Annotated in this window: 12 protein-coding genes; 10 read left to right on the plus strand and 2 right to left on the minus strand. The window is 73.2% G+C overall.

Annotated features, from left to right (window positions below; genetic code table 11):
- Positions 1-789: 789 nt before the first annotated feature.
- Genes AB0K36_RS14690 through AB0K36_RS14705 form a run of 4 tightly spaced genes read left to right on the plus strand, consistent with a single transcriptional unit; the run spans position 790 to position 11,880 of the window.
- Positions 790-2,727: a DUF6603 domain-containing protein gene (locus AB0K36_RS14690; RefSeq protein WP_364593275.1), complete on the plus strand. Its 1,938-nt coding sequence runs from the start codon at positions 790-792 to the stop codon at positions 2,725-2,727.
- Positions 2,727-5,558 carry a hypothetical protein gene (locus tag AB0K36_RS14695; RefSeq protein WP_364593278.1) on the plus strand — a complete coding sequence of 944 codons (2,832 nt, stop codon included), beginning with the start codon at positions 2,727-2,729 and terminating at the stop codon, positions 5,556-5,558. Before AB0K36_RS14690 ends, AB0K36_RS14695 begins: the two co-directional genes overlap by 1 nt.
- A complete protein-coding gene (locus tag AB0K36_RS14700; protein ID WP_364593280.1) occupies positions 5,558-10,177 on the plus strand; it encodes a hypothetical protein in 4,620 nt (1,539 codons plus the stop codon). The genes AB0K36_RS14695 and AB0K36_RS14700 overlap by 1 nt, the downstream gene beginning before the upstream one ends.
- Positions 10,174-11,880, plus strand: coding sequence for a hypothetical protein (locus tag AB0K36_RS14705; protein ID WP_364593283.1), 1,707 nt, complete (start codon positions 10,174-10,176; stop codon positions 11,878-11,880). The genes AB0K36_RS14700 and AB0K36_RS14705 overlap by 4 nt, the downstream gene beginning before the upstream one ends.
- Positions 11,881-12,104: 224 nt before the next feature.
- Here the strand turns inward: AB0K36_RS14705 and AB0K36_RS14710 are convergent, their stop codons facing one another.
- Together AB0K36_RS14710 and AB0K36_RS14715 are read right to left on the minus strand one after the other, a co-directional pair.
- On the minus strand, positions 12,105-13,136 hold the full coding sequence (locus AB0K36_RS14710) for an LLM class flavin-dependent oxidoreductase (RefSeq protein WP_364593286.1): 1,032 nt from the start codon (positions 13,134-13,136) through the stop codon (positions 12,105-12,107).
- A gap of 32 nt (positions 13,137-13,168) precedes the next feature.
- Positions 13,169-14,176, minus strand: coding sequence for an acyltransferase domain-containing protein (locus AB0K36_RS14715; protein WP_364593289.1), 1,008 nt, complete (start codon positions 14,174-14,176; stop codon positions 13,169-13,171).
- Between the two features lie 195 nt (positions 14,177-14,371).
- Between AB0K36_RS14715 and AB0K36_RS14720 the strand changes: the two genes are divergently transcribed.
- From AB0K36_RS14720 to AB0K36_RS14745, 6 genes are all read left to right on the plus strand, one after another.
- Entirely contained in the window at positions 14,372-15,421 is a 1,050-nt protein-coding gene (locus AB0K36_RS14720) for a ketoacyl-ACP synthase III family protein (RefSeq protein WP_364593292.1), read from the plus strand.
- A gap of 73 nt (positions 15,422-15,494) precedes the next feature.
- Complete coding sequence (locus AB0K36_RS14725; protein ID WP_005321667.1) at positions 15,495-15,749, plus strand: acyl carrier protein; 255 nt, start codon at positions 15,495-15,497, stop codon at positions 15,747-15,749.
- Positions 15,746-17,020 carry a beta-ketoacyl-[acyl-carrier-protein] synthase family protein gene (locus AB0K36_RS14730; RefSeq protein ID WP_364593295.1) on the plus strand — a complete coding sequence of 425 codons (1,275 nt, stop codon included), beginning with the start codon at positions 15,746-15,748 and terminating at the stop codon, positions 17,018-17,020. The genes AB0K36_RS14725 and AB0K36_RS14730 overlap by 4 nt, the downstream gene beginning before the upstream one ends.
- Positions 17,017-18,225, plus strand: a complete 1,209-nt coding sequence (locus tag AB0K36_RS14735) for a ketosynthase chain-length factor (protein WP_364593298.1) — start codon at positions 17,017-17,019, stop codon at positions 18,223-18,225. The genes AB0K36_RS14730 and AB0K36_RS14735 overlap by 4 nt, the downstream gene beginning before the upstream one ends.
- A complete protein-coding gene (locus tag AB0K36_RS14740; RefSeq protein ID WP_364593301.1) occupies positions 18,222-19,475 on the plus strand; it encodes a glycosyltransferase in 1,254 nt (417 codons plus the stop codon). The genes AB0K36_RS14735 and AB0K36_RS14740 overlap by 4 nt, the downstream gene beginning before the upstream one ends.
- A 15-nt stretch (positions 19,476-19,490) precedes the next feature.
- On the plus strand, positions 19,491-19,949 hold the full coding sequence (locus tag AB0K36_RS14745; RefSeq protein ID WP_364593304.1) for a nuclear transport factor 2 family protein: 459 nt from the start codon (positions 19,491-19,493) through the stop codon (positions 19,947-19,949).
- Positions 19,950-20,075: the final 126 nt, after the last annotated feature.

Here is a 20,075-nt window from a genome sequence, read left to right on the forward strand (position 1 = left end):
AGGGTGAACCGGCGGCAGGCACGGTGGTCCTTCTCCCCTGCCCGGCGCGGAGGTTCATGAGGTCCCGGCGCGGTTCGGGTCCGCGGTCGTGGGAGGAACCGGCGGCTCGTGCGCCGGTGCCGGCGTGGGCAAGCAGCATCCGGGCGACGCACGGCGGGCGTTGCACTCACCGCGGGTGGCGGGGCAGAGTCCTCCGCCGTCGGCGCGGCGAGGCGATGCGCGCGGTGGAAGGCAGCGGACCGGAGAAGTCACCGGTGATCACGCGCCCGGTATATGAGCGTCCAGGCCTTCCTGCCGACAGGAAACCGGCGCGCTGCGCGGCCGGAACGACGGCGGGCACGACATGCCTGTGGACGGCTACGGATCGATAATGGAAGGGGCTGCCCTGCGGGCCGGGAAGGAGTCCGTCATGGCGTTGCTTTCCTCCGCGCGCATCCGCGACGAGCCCGTTCTCGAGCGCATCCGTGCGGCGGATACGACCGCCTGTCTGAGCCACGGCCACCAGTGCGGGCCTGTCACAGCGGTGCGGTTCGCCCTGATCGGCCTGGGCTATGGGATTCCCCTCGAGTGGCTCCTGAACGCCCGCGGCTCTCTCATCGACCGCCGGCACGTCATCACGGTCCTGGGCCCCCACACATCGAGGCAGGCGTGCACTGGAAACAGAGCACATCGACGCCGCCGCGCCCGGGCTGCCCTACCCGGGATCGTGGGCGGCACGCCTCTCCTTCGGAAGGAGGGAGCCGACAGAGCAACCGTGTGAAACCGCAATGACCTGGAGCGAGGTGCGACATGGGCGGCGTCTTCGGACTCGATCTGGCGCGGCTGGCGGCCGACCCGACGAAACTCGACATCGACACCTCACTGCCCCCGGTGCGGCTGCGGGGCCGGCTGGAACGCCGGCAGCCCGACTCGTACTCCGGTGTGCTGAGTGCGGCCGTGCCGACCACGACGGTGACCGCCTTCGGGCAACTGGACCTGGCGGCACCGGGCGGCCCGGCGTTCGTCGCGTTGATCGGCGCCGTCTTCCCCCCGCCCGGCCTCCAGCTCGGCCTCGGCTTCTCGCTCAGCGGCGTCGGCGGCGTGGTCGGCATCAACAAGGCGGTGAGCCAGGACGCCCTGATCGCCGCCATCGCCGACGGCACGGCCGGTGAACTGCTGTTTCCGCCGGACCCCGTGGCCGCGGCACAGCGCGTCGTGCCCCGGCTGCCGGCGCTGTTCCCGACCGCACCCGGGCGCGCCGTCGTCGGGCCGATGTTCCAGGTCTCCTGGGCCGGGCGGATCGTCTCCTTGTCCGCGGCCGTCGTGGCCGAGCTGCCCGACCCGGTACGGCTGTCCCTGCTCGGCGTGCTGCGTGTCGCGGTGCCGGACCCGGCGGTGCCGCTGATCCATCTCAAGGCCACCTTCGCCGGGCAGTACGACAGCGCCGAGCCCAGCGCGTTTCTGATGGCGAGCCTCACCGGCTCGCACATGGCGGGAGTGCCGCTCGAGGGGGACGTCCTGCTGCTGAGCCGGGGCGGCCCCGACCCGGTGTTCGTCCTCAGCGCCGGCGGCTTCCACCCGGCGTACCCGATCCCGCGCGGCGTCCCGTCGCTGCACCGGCTGACCATGAACCTCTCCCCGGTGCCGTGGATCCAGCTGCAGTGCCAGGCGTACTTCGCGATCACCAGCAACACCCTTCAGTTCGGGGCCCGGCTCTCGCTGGTCGCCGAGATCGCCGGCTGCGGGCTGCGCGGTCAGTTCGGACTCGACGTACTGATCCGCCGGGAACCGACCCTGTCGTTCACCGCCGACATGCGCGGCTCGCTCTCCGTCGAGGTGTTCGGCGAGACGCTGCTGGGCATCGCCTTCTCACTCACCCTGGAAGGGCCCGCGCCCTGGCACGCGGTCGGGCGCGGCAGCATCGACCTGTTCCTGTTCAGCGCCTCCTTCGACTTCGACGAGCGCTGGGGCAATCCCCCGCCCGCCCTGCCGGCCGAGCCCGCGGACCTGCGCGGCAGGCTCGAGAAGGCGTTCGCCCGCCCGGAGGCGTGGAGCGCGATGCCGCCCGCCAAGGGCGAGTACCTGCCCGTGCTGCTGTCCCCGGCCGCCAACCGGAAGATCGGCGACGGCAGTCTGGTCCATCCGCACGGCACCATCGTCGCCCGGCAGCGTGTCCTGCCCTTCGGGGTCGCCATCGAACGCTACGGCCCGTCGGCGGTCGACCCCGCCGAGAACTGGGACATCGGCTCGTCCACCCTCGGCGGAACGGACGCCGACGACGGACCGACCACGGACCCCTTCGCCCCGGGCCTGTTCCGCAAACTCAGCGACGACGAGCAGCTGACCTGCCCCGCGTACGAGACCTACCGCTCGGGCAGGCGCTTCGCGGGCGACATCTCCGAGCCGGAGAACGACGCGTTCGTCAAGGCCACGCTGAACTGGGAGACGAAGGTCGTCCCGGACCCGAAGCCACTGCGCTCCCTGGACCTGCTGCGGTTCCTGCGGATCGCGGCCCTCGCGGGCGCGGAGGACATCGCCGTCGCGACCTCCGTACGGGACCCGCGCTGGTGGCAGACCGAACTCACCCTGCTCGTCGCCGACCGGACGCCGATCGCCGCGGTGTCGACCTGGTCCATGGCCCCCGTCGAGACGGCGGCCAGGCCGACGGCCACGGACGCGGAGCTGCAGCGGCGATGCGGCCCGCTGGCCGGCGTACGGGCCGTCGAGGCCTGGGAGGTGAACAACTGATGGCCGAGGAACTGGAGTTCGCCCCCTTCATGCAGAGCTCCGTCGGAGCGGCGCTCAGCAGCACCGTGCCCGACGGGCCGGCCCTGATCAGCCCCCAACTCACGCTTGTCGGGCCCGACCAGGAGGTGACGGTACGGCCGCCGCTCGGGGACCTGCGGATGCTCGGCCCGGAAGGCGTCATCGGGATCGACACCCGGCGCGTCGTACGGGTCGATCCGCCGGCCGGCCTCCAGGACGCCGAGCCGAACTACATGGCCTGCATCGAGTTCGACGCGCCCGAACTGCCGTGGCTGTTCACGCCCGCCCGCCCCGACGGCGACAAGCTGCGGCCCTGGCTGGTCCTGGCCGCCCTGGAGACCGCCGGGCACCCGCTGCAGAGCGGCCGCACGCTGCCGTTCGTGGACGTGGACACCGCCGCCCTGCCGTCGCTGGGACAGTCGTGGCAGTGGGCCCACGTGCAGCGCCCGGCGGGCCGGTCGGAGCCGCTGATCTCACGGCTGCTGTGTCCTCTGCGCCTGAAGTCGGACACCGACTACACGGCCTGTGTGGTGCCGGCCTTCCAGGGCGGGGTCGTGGCGGGGCTCACCGGCGGTCTCACCGAGGCCGAACCCCACGGCGACGCCTGGTGGCCGGGCCAGGGCGCCGTCCGGCTGCCCGTGTACTACAGCTGGCCGTTCCGCACCGGCGCGCCGGTCGACTTCGAGCAACTCGCCACCGCCGTCGTCCCGTTGTCGCCCGACGAGAGCGCCCTGCTGGCGGGGCGGACCGTCGACATCACCGAGCCCTGGCTGTACGACGAACCGCTCGCCTCCGACGGGCCGCCCGGTACCCGGCAGACCATCACCGTGCAGGGCGCGCTCCAGCTGGTCGACACTCCCACGGAAGAGGCAGGGACCGCCCTGGTCGACTTCGCCGAGCGGGTCGCCGTGTACATCGACCGGGGCAGGGAGGACGTCGTCGCCCCGCCCCTGTACGGCGGCCATCCGGCCGTGCGCGACCGGATCGACGACCGTGAGGAGGGGTGGATCGAGGAGCTCAATCTCGGTCCTGAGACCCGGATCGCGGCCTCCCTGGGCACCGGTTGGGTGCGGGACAACCAGGAATGGCTGATGGCCAGGGCATGGGACCAGATCGGTGCCGTCCGCGACGCCAACCGGCTGCGCAACCGCACGGCGTTCTGCGCCGAGGTGTCCGGGTCCGTGCACCGCCGGAACGTGCAGACGCTCGCGCCGGACGAAACCCTCGGGTTCGCCGCCCCCGTACGCGACCGTGTCCGCACCGACAGCGGGCTGCCACTGAAGACGGAGGTCACGGTCAGCCCCGCCCCGAACGAGCTGGTCGCGCCCGTGCTGCGGCGGCTGCTCCGTCGCCGTGGACCGCTGGCCCGGCACGCGGGCCTCGACGGTGAGTCGTACGCCCGGCGCACGCTCAGCGGCGAGCTGCTGCCGCCGCTGCCGACGGCGCTGGTGACACGGCCGACGCAGCCGGAGCCGACGGAAGGGGAGGACGCGCACGAACTCAACGCCACGGTGAACAACGCGGTGCGCACCACCGGAGAGCTGCGCGACGCCGAGCGGATCAGGCTTCTGTCGGCCATGGCCCCCTCGGCCCTGGCCAACGGCTTCGACACGCAGGCGAGCGCGATCACCGCGCTCCTGGACCGCCCGGCCACCACCCTCGCCGTAGCCCCCGAGCCGGAGGAGGAGCCTCTCACCGGGGCGACACGGCTGTTCCGTGCCCTGTCCGTCGCCGACCCGGCGAACCTGGTCGGCGACGTGTCCCCGGCCTTCGCCGAGCGTCCCCCGGACACCGTCATGACGCTGACCGAGCCCGACACCGCCCTGGCGCCGGACGTGTCGATGACCGACGATCCCGCCACGCACATCCTGGAGTTCGGCGTGCCCGTCGCCGCGGACGGGATGCGCGACCGCCTCGCCCAGGCCCTCGACCCCGGCCGGCTGCTCTCGGACCGGCTCGGCAGCCGGATCGCCGTCCTGTCGGAGGACGCCTACACCCTGCCCGAGGCACCGGGCGAACCCATCATGGCCGCCCCCGACTTCACCGCACCCATGGCCCTGGCCCTCCAGAAGGACGCCCCCGACTGGTTCCTGCCCGGCTCGGCGACGATCCCCGACGACCGGGCCGTGCTGCTCCAGGCCAACGCACCCTTCATCGCCTCCTTCATGGTCGGCGTGAACGACGAGATGAACCGTGAGATGCGCTGGCGCGAGTACCCCACCGACCTGCGCGGCAGCCCCTTCACGCACTTCTGGCCGCGTCCGGACGGCGCACCGGACGTCCCGCCGGTGCACAGCTGGGCACGGGAGCAGGGACTGGGCGCCCAGCTCGCACTGGACGCCGGCGAGGTCGACGTCCTGCTCATCCGGGGACGCCTCGTGCGCCGGTACCCGAACCTGATCGTCGCCGCCGTGCCCGCGTCGGCGGTGAGCGAATCCGAGAACCTGGCGGAGGGCACGTGGCAGCACCCGAAGATGGTGCTCACCCTGGACGAGCGGACAGTCGCCTACACCTTCGTGCTGGACGAGGACATCCACGACTGGTGGTTCGTGCTCGCCGAGAACAGCTACCGGATGCGGTTCGGGTTCGACATCCCCGTGCCGCCCCCGCCGCCCCCGCCGCCGTACCAGCACTGGTCGGACCTCACCTGGCAGGTCCCGGAAGGCGGCTTCGCCGACCTCTCCGTGATGCCCGACGTACCTGCGAAGGAACATGCTCCGGACCGGTGGAACGCCGCCACGGTGGCGATGGTGTCCCTGCAACGGCCCTTCCGGGTCCTCATGTCGGCCCGCAAACTGATCGGAGAACCGTGATGAGCGTCAACCTGGACGCGGCACGGGCCCATCAGGAGGTCCGTGACGCCCGGATGGCCCGGGACCGGTCCCGCGCGGAACTGGCCATGTGCCTCAAGCGCATGCTGGCCGGAGATCCCGATCTGGGGACAGAACCGGTCGACGCGGCGCACAACGATGCAGCCGCGCAGGAGAGGCGCCACGACGCCGCTCGCGAGGCCTACGCCGAACTGGCCTCCGCGGAGCCGCAGCTGTGGGACGACAGCGGCGCCGATCCGCTGCTTCTCCTCCCGCTCCGCCTGGAAACGGTGTACCGCAACGCGGGTGAGGCCGCCCTGGAGCTGCTGATCCGCGCCTACCCCGACGACATCGACATCGACTCCCACGATCCCACCCTCACCGCGGCCGAGCGCGCCGCCACCGAGGCGTACTGGCACGAGGTGTGGGCCGCGGGTCCCCACTACGAGCGCCGCCAGAGCGCCTGGACGCAGCTCGTCGCCGCGATCGGCCCCGGACGCGCCGTCTGGGCGGTGAAGGCGCTACGGCCCAGCCGGCCGGAGCCGCCGGACACGGAGACCCCGGTCGGCGCCATCGGGCCGTCACCCGAGCCGTGGGCGGCGCAGCCGCAGATGCGCGAGGACACCTGGACCCAGCCGGCGCGCAGCTACGTGCTGCCCGACCGGCTGGTGTTCTCCGGCTACTCCGAGGCCGATGACAACCGGCAGCTCGAGCTGGTCTGGCGGGAGGAGGGCGCGCCCGTCCCCGAGGTGCTCGACGTCGGTCCCGGCCAGGACTCCCCCGTGCCTCCCGCCTGGCTGAGTGACTTCGACGAGGCCGTGCGCGTGGGAATGGGCGTCAAGGTTCTCATCGAGGGCGAGATGCGGCCCGACTTCGCACTGGTCACCGTCACCGGGGTGCGGGGCGGGACCTCGGAGCACACCGCGGAGCTGGTCGGCACCCTGCTGGATGCCCACCGTTGCACCGACGGCCTGGCCGTGCTGCCCACCGGCACACCCACCAACAACACCGAGGCCACCAGGTCCGCCTGGCGCACCCGCATGCCCCCGCCGGCCCCCGAGGAGGCCGACGCCCAGCGCATCGCCCTCGGCGACCTCGCCCCCGGAGATCCCCAGGCCGCCGCCCGGACCACCCTGGCCCTCGGTCCTGCCGCCGGACGTGTACTGGCCGAGACCGCCGACGGGCTCGACATCGACGACCACGACCTGCTGACCCAACTGCACGCGGCGATCGGCGCCATGGCCGCCGCATCCACCAGATGGCGGGACTACGATGCCGAGGCCCCCGTCGACCTGACCTTCCTCGTCTCGCACTTCATCGACCACGTGCGCGCCCGGGGCCAGTTGCCCACACTGCGCGTCGGCCGGCAGCCGTACGGCATCCTGCCCGTCACCTCGCTCGACCTGTGGCGCGGCACCGAGGTCGACCTGCGGATCCTCGACCACATACAGGCTTTCCGGAGCTTCGCGGAGTTGCAGTCCTCGCGTTCGCCGAGCGTCGGCCGGTGGGGCAACGCCGATGAGGTCATCAACGAACTGCTGCACCGGCTGCCCGCCTCCCGCCGTGTGCGTTTTGTGCAGCAGGTGCCTGTCGACCCGCCCTTCCTGCCCGTGCCCGACACCCCGGTCGGCGTCCCCAACAAGAGCAATTTCGCCTGGCTGGATCCACCCGACACGGCGATCCCGCCCTTTCCTCTGGAGTTCTCCGTCACCACCGAGGCCACGCCGGAACTCCAGGAGCTGTTGAACGCCGGACCGCTCGTCACGCTCTTCGGTGTCCTGCGCGAGATCGGCCAGGCGCGATCCCAGCAAGGCGACGTCCCGCCGGAGGTCCTCCAGCGGATGTTCGACCTGGCCCCTGCCTTCAAAGGACTGCGCGAGGGCCGTCTGGGGCTCTGGTACCACTTCGCCGGCATCGTCCTGTACATGTACTACCAGCGGCTGGACCAGCGAGCACAGTCCGGCGGCGCGCTGGACTCCGTCGTGAGCCTGCTGGACGATCGGCTGACGGTCTCCGACGGCACGGTTCCCGACCTCTTCGACTGGGCGGCCACGGCCATCGATCAGCTCGCCGTCGCCGAAGGTCTGGCCTACGGTGACCTGCCGCGGCTGGAGCGGCTGCTCTGCGAGGTGCTGGACACCCAGTCCCACCGCCTGGACGCGTGGATCACGTCCGTCGCCTCGGCCCGGCTCGACCGGCTGCGCCGCGACCGCCCCGAAGGCACCCACCTCGGCGCGTACGGCTGGGTCACCGATCTGCATCCCCGGGGCTGGGAACCGCCGAGCGTGCCGACCGACCCGGAGGACGACGGGACGGTGGACGACGGGACGGTCGACGACGGGACGGTCGACGGCGAGAGCCAGGAAGGCGGGGAGCAGGCCCCGGAAGGTGGTGAAGAGCAGGCCCCCGAGGGGAGTGGGGAGCAGGCTCCGGAGGGCGAGGACGAGGTCCCGCAGGACGAAGAGGCCCGGCAGGCCTGGCTCATCGGAGAGATTCCCGCCGACACCGGGGACGGCTCCGAAAACGACTCGGGAGAAGCCCCGGCACCCGGGCAGGACAGCGACGGCTATCTCGTGGCCCCCTCCATGCACCAGGCCACCACCGCCGCCGTCCTGCGCTCAGGCTGGCTCAGCCACGCCGACGACCAGGCGTTCTGCATCGACCTCACGGCGAGCCGCGTACGCAAGGCGCTCGCCGTGGTGGACGGCATCCGGTCCGGGCAGCCCCTCGGCGCGCTGCTGGGCTACCGGCTCGAGCGCGCCCTGCACGACGCCCATCTGGATCGGCTGATCAACGCGTTCCGCACCGGCTATCCCACACCGCACCCGGCCGAGCCTGACGCGCCGGGCAGCGAGGAGGCCCGTACGGCGACGGCCGCCCGGGACGTCGTCGACGGCCAGGCGCTCGTCGCCGACTTCACGGCGCACGGCCGCACGCTCCAGGACCTGGACTCCCTCACCTCGCATCTCTCCGCCGATCTCCTGCCCCTGCTCGACCAGGCCCTGCCGCTGGTGAACGACCTGGAGGCCACCGTCGACGCCGTCGGCGACCTGCTGCTCGCCGAGAGCGTGCACCACCTCGTCGGGGGCAACCCGATGCGCGCCGGCCAGGCCGCCGACGGCATCTCGCACGGCGACAACCTCCCCCAGGAATTCGAGGTGCTGCGCACCCCGCGCGCCGCCGTCGACGTCACCCACCGCCTGGGCCTGCTCGCCCCCGCGACCGGCACGGACGGCTGGGCGGCGGACCGGCCGCTGGCCGCACTCGACCCCGCCCTGGAACGGTGGTGCCAGACCTGCCTGGGGCCTGCCTCGGGCTGGAGCTTCGCCTTCGGCGACCCGGACTCGCCCACCCCGGTCGGCCTGGCCGACCTCGGAGTCTGCGCGCTGGAAGTGGTGCTGGGCGCCGGGCTCTTCGGCAACCGGGCGGACCAGGCGTCCGCCGCCCTGGGCGATCCCGACGCCACCCTGGCGCGGCGGCTCCTGCGCAAGGCGCCCACGGGCGTGCAGGTCACGGAGGCCGGAGCGGCGCGGTTCGCCGAACTTCAGCTGCTGTGCCGTGCGCTGGCCGATGTGCTGGCCGCCGGCCGGCCGCTGCTCGTCACCGACCTGGACACCGCCGCGGGCGCCGACTGGTCGTCCGCCGACCTGCCGGAGCTGGCGGGCCGGATCACCGCCTGGCACGAGGCGGTCACCTCCGCGCTCGCCGGACTGGACGAAGATTCCGAGGAGTTGCCGGAGGCGGCGGACGAGGTGGTGCGCAGGCTGGAGGTCCTCGCCGGCCTCGGGATACCCGACGCCTTGCCGATGTCGGGTGCCGAGCAGGTGGACGCGCTGGGCGAGCAGGCGCGCGCGGTACTCGGCCGCTTCCGGGCCGAGCCACTGTCCCCGCTGCCGGGACCGCCGCCGCAGGAGCCGTCGGCGGTGCTGGAGTGGGTGACACAACTTCGTGCGGCGATCTCCTCGGTGTTCGGCCGGGCGCTGCCCGTCCTGCCCGTGCTCCGCCTGAACGGCAGCACCGCCGCGAGCGCGCTGACCGGTCCCGCCCCGCAGGGCGCCGACGAGGAAGCGGTCGCGGACTGGCTGCTGGAGATGGAACGGGTCAGGCCACAGGCGCGCGTCCTCGGTGACGCGCTGGCGGCCGCCGAGACGCTCGCCGGCACAGGACCGTGCAGCGCCGTCGTGGCCCAAGTGCCCGCCGGGCAACAGTGGATCGCGCGCGGCCCGGCGCCCGTACCGTCCGGCAGCCACCCCGCCCCGCACCACTGTGCGGTGCTGCGTGCCGACGGCGCGGCCGATCCGGGTCAGATCGCCGGGCTGGTCGTGGACGCCTGGACCGAGACGGTGCCCGAGCCCGCCAGAGGTGACCCCGGTGAGCAGGAGGAACTGGGCGGGCTCGCCTTCCACTACAACCAGCCCGACGCCCGGGCCCCGCAGGCACTGCTGCTGGCCCTGCCGCCCGATCCCGCGCGCGGCTGGCGGATGCAGGACGTCCATGCCGTCGTCGAGGAGACGTTCGCGCTGGCCCGGCTGCGCGGCATGGACCTCAATGACCTCTTCGCGCTGCGCGGGCTGCTGCCCGTGCAGTGGTTGAGGCCGGAACATGGAATGTTGCCGCTATGAGCACTATGTTCAGGTACGAGCCCGTGCCGCGTGACACCGGTATGGAGGAGGCACTCGCCGCCCGGACCGCCGACGCCGCGTGGTTCCTCGCCCGTCAGTACGGGTTCGGGGAGTTCCGGGGGGAGGACGCCGCTTCCCCGGTGTCGGTCTCGGTCGCCCAGGAGACCCACCGGCTGGACCAGTGGCGCAGCGGCGCCGACGCCGAGGTCGACGCCGAGGTCGACGCCGAGTGGCGGCCGTACGACCCGGCCACGACGGTGCTGGAGGCGCTGGTCGAACAGGAGCCCGTGGAAGGTCCCGACGCCCGGCTGCTGACGGAGGGCGCGCTGCGCTGGCGCCGGGCGCTGGCTGCCGCCGGACTCGTCGCCCTGCTGCCGTCCTTCGCCCGGGTCTGCCCCTTCGACTCCGAGGGCCCGCTCGCCCCGACGGGCCTGGCCGCGGCCGTCCGCGACCGGCTCCCCGACCCGGTCGCCCTCGCCCCCTGGCTGGCGCGCCTCGCCGAGCGCGACGAGACGGCCGCCAAGGAGTTCGACGCTCCCGAAACGGACGCGGTCCGTGACGCCCTGGCCACCGCGGCCACCGCCTGGCTGTCCTGGTGGCAGGCGCGCGTGCCGGTGGTGGAGCAGGCCGAGGCGTCCACGCCGCCCGAGGCGTGGAACGCCGAACGGCTCGAGTACGCCTTCGAGGTGTCCGCCTCGAGCCTGCCGGGCCTCGAGCTGCGTGCCGAGGAGTACCACGGCGGTCACCTCGACTGGTGGGCCGTGGACGCCCGGGACACCCAACTCGCCGTCGACGAGAGCGCGATAAGGCGGGAAGGGCGCAGGATCATCCCGACGCCCGCGGTGTACGGCGGCATGCCGGTGTCACGTTTCTGGGAGATGGAGGACGCCCGCATCGACTTCGGCTCCGTCGACGCGTCCCCCGCCGACCTGGGGCGGCTGATGCTCGTCGCGTTCGCCACGGTGTACAACAGCGACTGGTTCTGCATCCCGCTGCCGCTGGTCGTCGGTTCGTTGAGCCGGGTCGTGGACTGCACCGTCACCGACGTGTTCGGTGACACGACGCCCCTGTTCCACGCCACCGCCGAGGACGGCGTGAGCTGGAACCTCTACGGTCTGGGGGACACGGCCCACGCGTCCCGCACCCCCGGCATGTCCGCGCCGCCCTCGCCCTGGATGTACCGGCCCGCCTCGCTGCCGGGTGGGCTGGAGAGCCCTCCGGTGGAGTCGGTGGTGCTGCTGCGCGACGAACAGGCCAATCTCGCCTGGGCCGTGGAGGAGTCCGTCGCCGACCGTGCCGATGAGCGGGTCGACCGTCACGAGCGCTGGACGACCGCCGCCCGGCCGCGTCCGGCACCCGAGCCCGGTGCCGCGCCGCGCTATCTGGTGGCGACCGAGGTCCCGGCGCACTGGTACCCGTTGGTGCCACAGGTGCTGGCCGCCGATCAGGAGTCGAACCGCTTCCGCCTCGCCGGTCTGGTCCGCGACGAGTCCATCCCCCAGGTGCCGTTGGGCCGGCTTCTGAACGAGACGGACCGGCTGTTCGAGGAGGAGGTGCCGCGCTCCGGCGTCCGGGTCGAGCGCGCGCGCCAGTTCACCCGCTGGCAGGACGGTGCGCCGCATTCCTGGACCACGCGCCGCAAGGTGAGCGGCTTCGGCGGCGGCTCGAGCGGCCTGCGCTTCGACGTGCTGGACGAGGACTAGGCCTCGACCTGCCGGCCGGCGCCTGGTGCCGGTTCCCTCCGGAACGATCGCGCCGCCCACCGGTGCGGCGGGGGGACGAGGAAGACGACCCGTCCCGTCCCGGCGGGTGGAAGTCCGCCGTCCGGACGGCGGCCGGCGGGCACTCCCGGGTGGTCCCGGTGCGCCGGGGCGGGCGCATGTGCCCCCGCCCCGGCAGGGGGTCCGGGGCAGGGGTGTCGGGGGGCTCAGGTGCGCAGGCCCGCCTTCTCCAGGGCCTCGGCCGCGGCGGCCAGGGTGTGTTTGCGCGCCTCGAGGGGTGTGTCGTTCGCGGAGACGAGGACGCTCAGGGTGGTGACGCCGGCCTCCGCCCAGGCGTGCATGCGGTCCGCGATGCGGCCGACGGGGCCGAGCAGGGCGGTCGCGTCGATGAAGTCCAGCGGGATCGCGGCGGCGGCGCCGGGACGGTCGCCGGCGGCCAGGCGGTCCTGGAAGGCGTCGATGCCGGCGTCGAAGCCCATGCTGCGGGCGAGCCGGCAGTAGAAGTTGTCGGCGCCGCCGATGGCGAGCAGCCCGGTGTAGTGCACGCGCAGGGGCGCGGCGGCCTGCGCGAGGTCGTCGGCGACGGACACGGCCGTGTAGGGGATGACCTCGAAGCCGTCGAGGGTCCGTCCGGCGCGTTCGCGGCCGGCGGTGAGCCGGGTGACGGAGTCGGCGACGAGCTGCGGGGTGGTGAAGCCGCTGACCCAGCCGTCGGCGATCTCCCCCGCCAGGCGCAGGCTCTGCGGGCCGACCGCGCCGAGGTAGACGGGGATGGGGGTGTCGGGGCGTTCGGTGAGGATGGTCAGCGGGGCTCCGCCGAGGCCGTGGGCGGGCAGCCGGAAGTGGGTGCCGTCGTAGCGGACGGGGCCGCCGGCCAGGGCGCGGCGGACGATGTCGACGTATTCGCGGGTGCGGCCCAGGGGGTGGGCGAAGTCGACTCCGTACCAGCCGTCGGAGACGTGCGGGTTGGACACGCCGAGGCCGAGACGGAAACGGCCGCCGCTCAGGGCGTGGAGGGTGGCGGCGGACAGGGCCGCGGCGCCGGGGGGGCGGGCGGGGATCTGCATGATGCCGGAGGCGAGCGCGATGCGGCTGGTCAGGCCGGCGGCCAGGCCCAGGACGCTGACGGCATCGGATTTGAGGCCTTCGGCGGCGAACGCGATGTCGTAGTCGAGGCGTTCGGCCTCGCGGGCCAGTTCGCCGGCCCCCTGGTAGGGGAGGTTCACTGCCAGGCGCATGAGCGGTGTCCTTCTGGTGGGCGGGGCGGCCGTCAGGCCGGCTGGGGGGCCAGGGCCGTGGTGGTGTGCAGCAGTTCGCGGGCGCGGTCGCTGTGGAGCCGGTCGCCGTCAAGGGTGCGGGGCCGGGCGGGCAGCAGCGCGGCGGCGGCGTGGCGGCCGAGTTTCACGGAGCGGTGGCGGCAGGCGATCGTGGTGAGGCCCTTGCCCGGTCCGGTCTCCAGCAGCAGGTGGCGTCCGGTGGACAGGAGTTTGTCGAGGGTGGGCCAGAAGTGTACGGGGGCGACGGGGTGGCCGGCCCACAGGGCGGGGTCGGCGACGGTGTCCGCCTCCAGCCGGGTGCGGGTGAAGGCCGACCACAGCGGGAAGAGCGGCGGGTGGGCGGTGATCCGCCGGTACAGCGTCAGATCCCTGAACAGCGGTGCGAGGACCGGGCTGTGGAAGGGGTGGTGGGCGGCGACCGGCAGGGTGGTGATGCCGGCGGTGCGCAGGTCGGCCGCGATGGCCCGCAAGGGGGCGCTCAGGCCGGCGAGGACGGTCTGACGGGGCGCGTTGAGTGCGCCGATCGCGATCTGGGGGTGGCGGGCGAGGAAGGGGCGTACGTCGTCGGGGGTGCCGGCGACGGTCAGCATCCCGCCCGGTTCGGTGGGGGCGATGCGGGTGACCCGGTCGTGCATGACGGCCACCGCGTCCTCGAGGGTGAACACTCCGGCCAGGGTGGCCGCGGCGAGTTCGCCGACGCTGTGGCCGAGCAGGGCGGCCGGGCGTACGCCCCAGGAGAGCACCATGCGGCCGAGCGCGTAGTCGAGGGTGAACAGCAGCGGCTGGGCGCGGCGTACGTCGTCGATGCCGATGCCGGGGTGCTCGGCGAGCCAGTCGCCGCGCAGGCTGTCGCCGTCGGGGAACAGGGCCAGGCACCGGTCGACGGCGTCGGTGAACACCGGGTCGCTGTCGTAGAGTCCGGCGGCCATGCGCGGGTACTGCGCGCCCTGGCCGGGCAGTAGCAGCACCACGTCGCGGGGCGCGTCGAGCAGGGTGTCCATGCGCGGGCCCTTCTGCGGTGTCCGGGTGGTCGGCGTCAACCTGCCGTGGGCGCGTGGAGGTTCGCTCGAGGACCGGTCCAGTCCCCGGCCGGGGCCGTGCCTGTCCCGAGTGCGGCTCGAGGGGGGGTCCATCGTGCGGGGCGAGGCTCGGGCGGTGCCGGTTGCCCGGCGAATCACCCCAGGGAGGATGCGACGGTGCGGTGGGACGACGTCTATCTGCGCGCCTGCGCCACCCGGCTGCCGGCGGTGATGTCCGCCGAGGAGGCGGTCGCCCGTGGCCTGGTCGACGCGGTGTCCGTGCGGCGGATGCAGAGCACGGGTGTGACGGTGGGCGAGCAGAGCCCGCCGGACATGGCGGTCGCCGCGGCCCGTACGGCTCTGGGGCGTTCGGGTGTGGTGCCCGACGACATCGCGCTGCTGCTGCACGCGTCGCTCTACCACCAGGGCTACGACATGTGGGCGCCGGCGTCGTACGTCCAGCGGCTGGGGGTGGGCAACCGCTGCCCGGCGATGGAGGTGCGCCAGACGTCGAACGGCGGTATGGCCGCACTCGAGCTGGCGGCCGCGCATCTGACGGCCACCGGGGCGCCCGCCGCGATGATCACCACGGCGGACCGGTTCTGCGCGCCGGGCATCGACCGCTGGCGCACCGACCCGGGCACGGTCCTGGCGGACGGGGCGACGGCGACGGTCGTGGCCCGCGGGCGGGGTTTCGCCCGTCTGGTGTCGCTGGTGCTGGTGTCGGAGCCGGGGCTGGAGGAGATGCACCGGGGCGATGACCCGCCGGGTGACGCGCCGCTGGCGGTGCGCTGCCCCGTCGACTTCGAGGCGACGACGCGGGTGTATCTGCGGTCTCCGGAGGGGCAGCGGTCGGTCGCGCGGATGGCGAACGCGCAGACGGAGACGATCGAGCGGGCCCTTGAGGAGGCCAAGTCGCAGCAGGCGGACATCGACTGGTTCGTGCTGCCGCACCTGGGCCGGCGCCGTCTGGATGTGAACTTCTTCCGCCGTTACGGCATCGACCCCGAGCGCACCCTGTGGTCCTGGAGCCGCGGGATCGGGCATCTGGGGGCCGGTGACCAGTTCGCGGGTCTGACGCATCTGGTGGAGAGCGGGCGGGCGCGGGCGGGAGAGCGGGCGCTGCTGCTGGGTGTGGGCGGTGGCTTCACCTGGTCGGCCGCGGTCGTGGAGTTCACCGACGTGCCCGCCTGGCCGGCGTCCGCCGCCGCTCAAGCAGACCTGTAGCGCCTCGCCGCAGAGTCCGGAAGGTATGCCGCCCCGCCAACCGGGGCCGGCTCACGAGAGGGAGAAGATTTTCATGACCATCGATGATCTCCGCAGGATCCTCGTCGAGTGCGCCGGTGAGGACGAGACCGGGAGCCTGGACGGGGACATCCTGGACACCCCGTTCGCCGACCTCGGTTACGACTCGCTGGCGCTGATGGAGACCGCGGGCCGGATCAAGCAGGAGTTCGGTGTGGTGATCGCCGACGAGGACATCGCGACCGTGGAGACTCCGCGGGTCCTGCTCGACACCGTGGCGGAGCTTTCGCGTTCCGTCGCCGCCGCATGAGCGGGCGGCGCCGGACGGTCATCACGGGGATCGGGGTCCTCGCCCCCGGCGGCGACGGCACGGAGGCGTTCTGGGACCTGATGACGTCGGGCCGCACCGCGACCCGCCGCATCGCCGCCTTCGACCCGTCCGAGTTCCGCTCCCAGGTCGCCGGCGAGGTCGACTTCGACGCGGCGGCGCACGGGCTGAGCCACCGTGAGACCCGCCGTCTCGACCGGGCCTCGCAGTTCGCGCTGGTGACCGCCCGCGAAGCGCTCGCCGACAGCGGCCTGGACCTCGACGCCGCCGATCCGGCGCGGACCGGGGTGAGCGTCGGTACGGCGATCGGCGCGGCCACCAGCCTGGAGCGGGAGTACCTGGTGCTCTCCGACACCGGCCGGAACTGGCTGGTCGACCACGCGTACGCGTCCCCTCATCTGTTCGACTACTTCACGCCGGCGACGATCGCCACCGAGGTCGGCTGGGACGTGCGCGCGGAAGGGCCGGTCAACACCGTCTCCACGGGCTGCACGTCGGGCATCGACGCCGTCGGCAACGCCCATCAGCTGATCAGCGAGGGCAGCGCGGACGTCGTGTTCGCGGGGGCGACGGAGGCGGCGATCACGCCGCTGGCGGTCGCCTGCTTCGACGCGATCAAGGCGACCACGCCCCGCAACGACGACGCGGCCACCGCGGCACGCCCGTTCGACGCGACCCGCAACGGGTTCGTCATCGCCGAGGGGGCGGCCATGTTCGTCCTCGAGGAGCTGGAGCACGCCCGGCGGCGCGGGGCGAAGATCTACGGCGAGGTCGCCGGGTACGCCAACCGCTGCAACGGCTACCACATGACGGGTCTGAGCCCCAAGGGCCGGGAGATGGCCGAGGCGATCGGTGCGGCGATGGACGAGGGCCGCGTCGAGCGGGACGGTCTGGACTACATCAACGCGCACGGCTCGGGCACCCGGCAGAACGACCTGCACGAGACGGGCGCGTTCAAGCGGGCGCTGGGCGAGCACGCGTACACGACGCCGGTCAGCTCGATCAAGTCGATGATCGGGCACTCGCTCGGCGCCATCGGTTCGATCGAGATCGCCGCCTGTGCGCTGGCGATCGAGCACGGTGTCATCCCGCCGACGGCCAATCTGCACGAGAAGGACCCCGAGTGCGACCTCGACTATGTGCCGGTGACGGCGCGTGAGGCCAGGGTCGACACGGCGCTGACCGTCGGCAGCGGCTTCGGCGGGTTCCAGAGCGCGATGGTTGTCCGCAGGCTGCAAGGAGCGACGCGATGACAGTGGTGTTCACCGGGCTCGGCGTCATGGCCCCCAACGGGCAGTCCACCGAGGAGTTCTGGACCGCGACGCTGGAGCAGCGCAGCGGCATCGGCCCGCTCGAGCGGTTCGACGCCCGCGGCTACCCGGCCTCTCTCGCCGGCCAGATCCGCGACTTCAAGGCCGCGCAGGCGCTGCCGGGCCGGCTTTTGCCGCAGACCGACCGGGTGACCCGGCTGGCGCTGGTGGCGGCACAGGCGGCGATCGAGGACTCGGGCATCGACCTCGAGTCCGTGCCGGACCTGGACATGGGGGTGATCTCCTCCAACGCCCACGGCGGTTTCGAGTTCACCCACCGTGAGATCCAGAAGCTGTGGACCAAGGGTCCCGAGAGTGTCAGCGTGTACGAGTCGTTCGCCTGGTTCTGCGCGGCGAACACCGGCCAGATATCGATCCGTCACGGCATGCGCGGCTCCGGCAGTGTGCTGGTGGCCGATCAGTCGGGCGGCCTCGACGCGCTCGCGCTGGCGCGGCGCACCATCCGCCGCGGCACGCCGTTGACGATCGCGGGCGGTGTGGAGTCCTCCTACGACCCGTGGGGCTGGGTGTCGCACCTGGCCACCGGGCGGATCAGCGAGGTCGGCGACCCGCAGCGCGCCTTCCTGCCCTTCGACGCGGCGGCGAGCGGTTACGTGCCGGGCGAGGGCGGCGCGTACCTGATCCTTCAGGACGCGCAGGCGGCCCGGGAACGTGAGGGCGCGTGCGTCTACGGCGAACTCGCCGGCCACGCGGCCACGTTCGACCCGCGGCCCGGCTCGGGCAGGCCGCCGGCGCTGGCCGCCGCGATCCGCGGCGCCCTGAAGGACGCGCGGATCACGCCCGAGGAGGTGGACGTGGTGTTCGCGGACGCGAGCGGCGTGCCGGAGCTGGACCGTGTCGAGGCCGACGCGCTCGCCGCCGTGTTCGGGCCGCGAGGGGTGCCGGTGAGCGTGCCCAAGGCGCTGACGGGGCGGCTGTACGCGGGCGGCGCGCCGCTGGACGTCGTCGCCGCGCTGTTGTCGCTGCGCGACCAGGTCATCCCGGCCACCGCGCACGTCACCGACGTGCCGGACGACTACCGGCTGGACCTGGTGACGGGCCGGCCGCGGCGGGCCGAGCTGCGGACGGCGCTGGTCGTCGCCCGCGGCAACGGCGGCTACAACTCGGCGATGGTGGTGCGCTCATGAGGATCCTGTTCGCCGCGGCACCCGGCTACGGGCTGATGCTGCCGCTGGTGCCGCTGGTGTGGGCGGCGCGGGCCGCCGGGCACGAGATCCTGGTGGCCACCACCGCCTACATGACGAAGGTCGGCGCCGAGTCGGGCCTGCCGATCGCGAACGTGTTCCCGCGGCGGGACGTGGGCGCGGACCTGATGCTCGCCGCCGCCGGCAAGGCCCCCGGGCCCGGCTCCGCCGACTTCGAGGACCCGGACCTGCCCACGGGCTACTGGGAACTCGCCAAGCGGCTCAAGCCGTTCGAGCTGTTCACGCTCGCCTCCACCGGCGGCACGATCGCCGCGGGCCGCGACTTCGGCGCCGAGCTGATCGTCTACACCTCGGACCATCAGGCCGGCCGGATGGCGGCCGTGGCGCTGGGCATCCCGGCGCTGGAGGTCGGCAACCGGGTCTCGTGGTCGATGCGCGATCCGGAGGTGACCGGCACCTCCGGTCACAACGACCGCAGCGGCATCGTCGCCGACGACTCCCCCGTGGTGGCCGCGCTGCGTGCCGAGCTCGGCATCGGCGACCGTGAGCCGGAGCTGATCGCCCGGATCGACCCGCGGGCGCCGAGCATGGGCGGCCTGGCGCACGACGAGCCGGACGCCCGCGACGGCACGCCGTGGTGGCCGATGCGCTACGTGCCGTTCAACGGCGGTGTGGAACTGCCCGCGTGGGCGCTGGTGCGCCCCCGGCGGCCGCGGATCTGTCTGACGCTGGGCACGGTCACCCCGCTGCTGTCGGACGGCGGCGCGCTGGCGTCGCTGCTGCGCGGGCTGGGCGAGCTGGACGTCGAGGTGATCCTCGCCGACCACTCGACGGACCTGTCCAAGCTCGGCGAACTGCCGGGCAACGTGCGGGTGGCGGGCTTCCTGCCGCTGTCGACGTTCCTTGCCACCTGCTCGCTGGTGGTGCACCACGGCGGCTCGGGCACGATGGCGACCGCTCTGCACTACGCGGTGCCGCAACTGATCCTGCCGGGCGGTTCCGACAATCCGCTGGTGGCGCGCCGGGTGGTGGACCGCAAGGTCGGTCTGATGCTCGATCCGGCCGAGGCGGACGGGCCGCGGCTGCGCGCCCTGGTCCAGCAGCTGCTCACCGAACCGGCGTTCGCCGGCGCGGCGGCCGAGGTGAGCGCGGAGATGGCCGCCCAGCCCAGCCCCGCGCAGGTGCTGGACCGTGCCGTGCGGTCCGTGACCGCGCAATCCATGACGTCTTGACCTCAGGAGATTCCCGTGACCACCACTGTGGCGACCGCCCCGTCCACCGACCTCGACATCAGCGCCCTGTACGCACAGGTGCAGCAGTTCTACGCCGGCCAGGTGCGCCACCTGGACACCATGCGGGCCGAGGAGTTCGCCGCGTCGTTCACCGGCGACGGTGTCTTCGACCACCGTCCGGGCGCCGACCCGCTGGTGGGGCGTCCCGCGATCGCCGCGGCGATCCGTGAGTACCAGACCACCCGGCACGCCGCCGACCCGGTGCAGCGCCGTCACTGGTTCAACATGCTCCAGGTCTTCCCCCAGGACGACGGCACGCTGCGCACCGAGTACTACGCGGTGGTGCTGCAGACCCGGCCCGGCGTCTCGGAGCCGATGGTCGGCCCGAGCTGCTTCGTCACCGATGTCCTCGCCTACGAGGACGGTGCGCTGCGTACCAAGTTCCGCAAGGTCAGCCCGGACTACGTGGTCTGACACCACGAGCGGCACCGGCACGAGGAAGGGGCGGCCCGCCGGCGGGCCGCCCGCCAAGGCCGCGGCCGCACAGGGCGCCCTCGCCGACGGCGCCGCCATCCCGATGAGCCGCACCAACCGCAACCA

It is taken from the genome of Streptomyces kurssanovii (genome assembly GCF_040677245.1).
In the GTDB taxonomy this organism is placed as follows: Bacteria; Actinomycetota; Actinomycetes; order Streptomycetales; family Streptomycetaceae; genus Streptomyces; species Streptomyces kurssanovii.

Bases quoted from the DNA above. Each gene is read 5' to 3' on its own strand.
- AB0K36_RS14690 (WP_364593275.1), top strand. From the start codon at position 790: ATGGGCGGCGTCTTCGGACTCGATCTGGCGCGGCTGGCGGCCGACCCG.
- AB0K36_RS14695 (WP_364593278.1), top strand. From the start codon at position 2,727: ATGGCCGAGGAACTGGAGTTCGCCCCCTTCATGCAGAGCTCCGTCGGA.
- AB0K36_RS14700 (WP_364593280.1), top strand. From the start codon at position 5,558: ATGAGCGTCAACCTGGACGCGGCACGGGCCCATCAGGAGGTCCGTGAC.
- AB0K36_RS14705 (WP_364593283.1), top strand. From the start codon at position 10,174: ATGAGCACTATGTTCAGGTACGAGCCCGTGCCGCGTGACACCGGTATG.
- AB0K36_RS14710 (WP_364593286.1), bottom strand. From the start codon at position 13,136: ATGCGCCTGGCAGTGAACCTCCCCTACCAGGGGGCCGGCGAACTGGCC.
- AB0K36_RS14715 (WP_364593289.1), bottom strand. From the start codon at position 14,176: ATGGACACCCTGCTCGACGCGCCCCGCGACGTGGTGCTGCTACTGCCC.
- AB0K36_RS14725 (WP_005321667.1), top strand. From the start codon at position 15,495: ATGACCATCGATGATCTCCGCAGGATCCTCGTCGAGTGCGCCGGTGAG.
- AB0K36_RS14730 (WP_364593295.1), top strand. From the start codon at position 15,746: ATGAGCGGGCGGCGCCGGACGGTCATCACGGGGATCGGGGTCCTCGCC.
- AB0K36_RS14735 (WP_364593298.1), top strand. From the start codon at position 17,017: ATGACAGTGGTGTTCACCGGGCTCGGCGTCATGGCCCCCAACGGGCAG.
- AB0K36_RS14740 (WP_364593301.1), top strand. From the start codon at position 18,222: ATGAGGATCCTGTTCGCCGCGGCACCCGGCTACGGGCTGATGCTGCCG.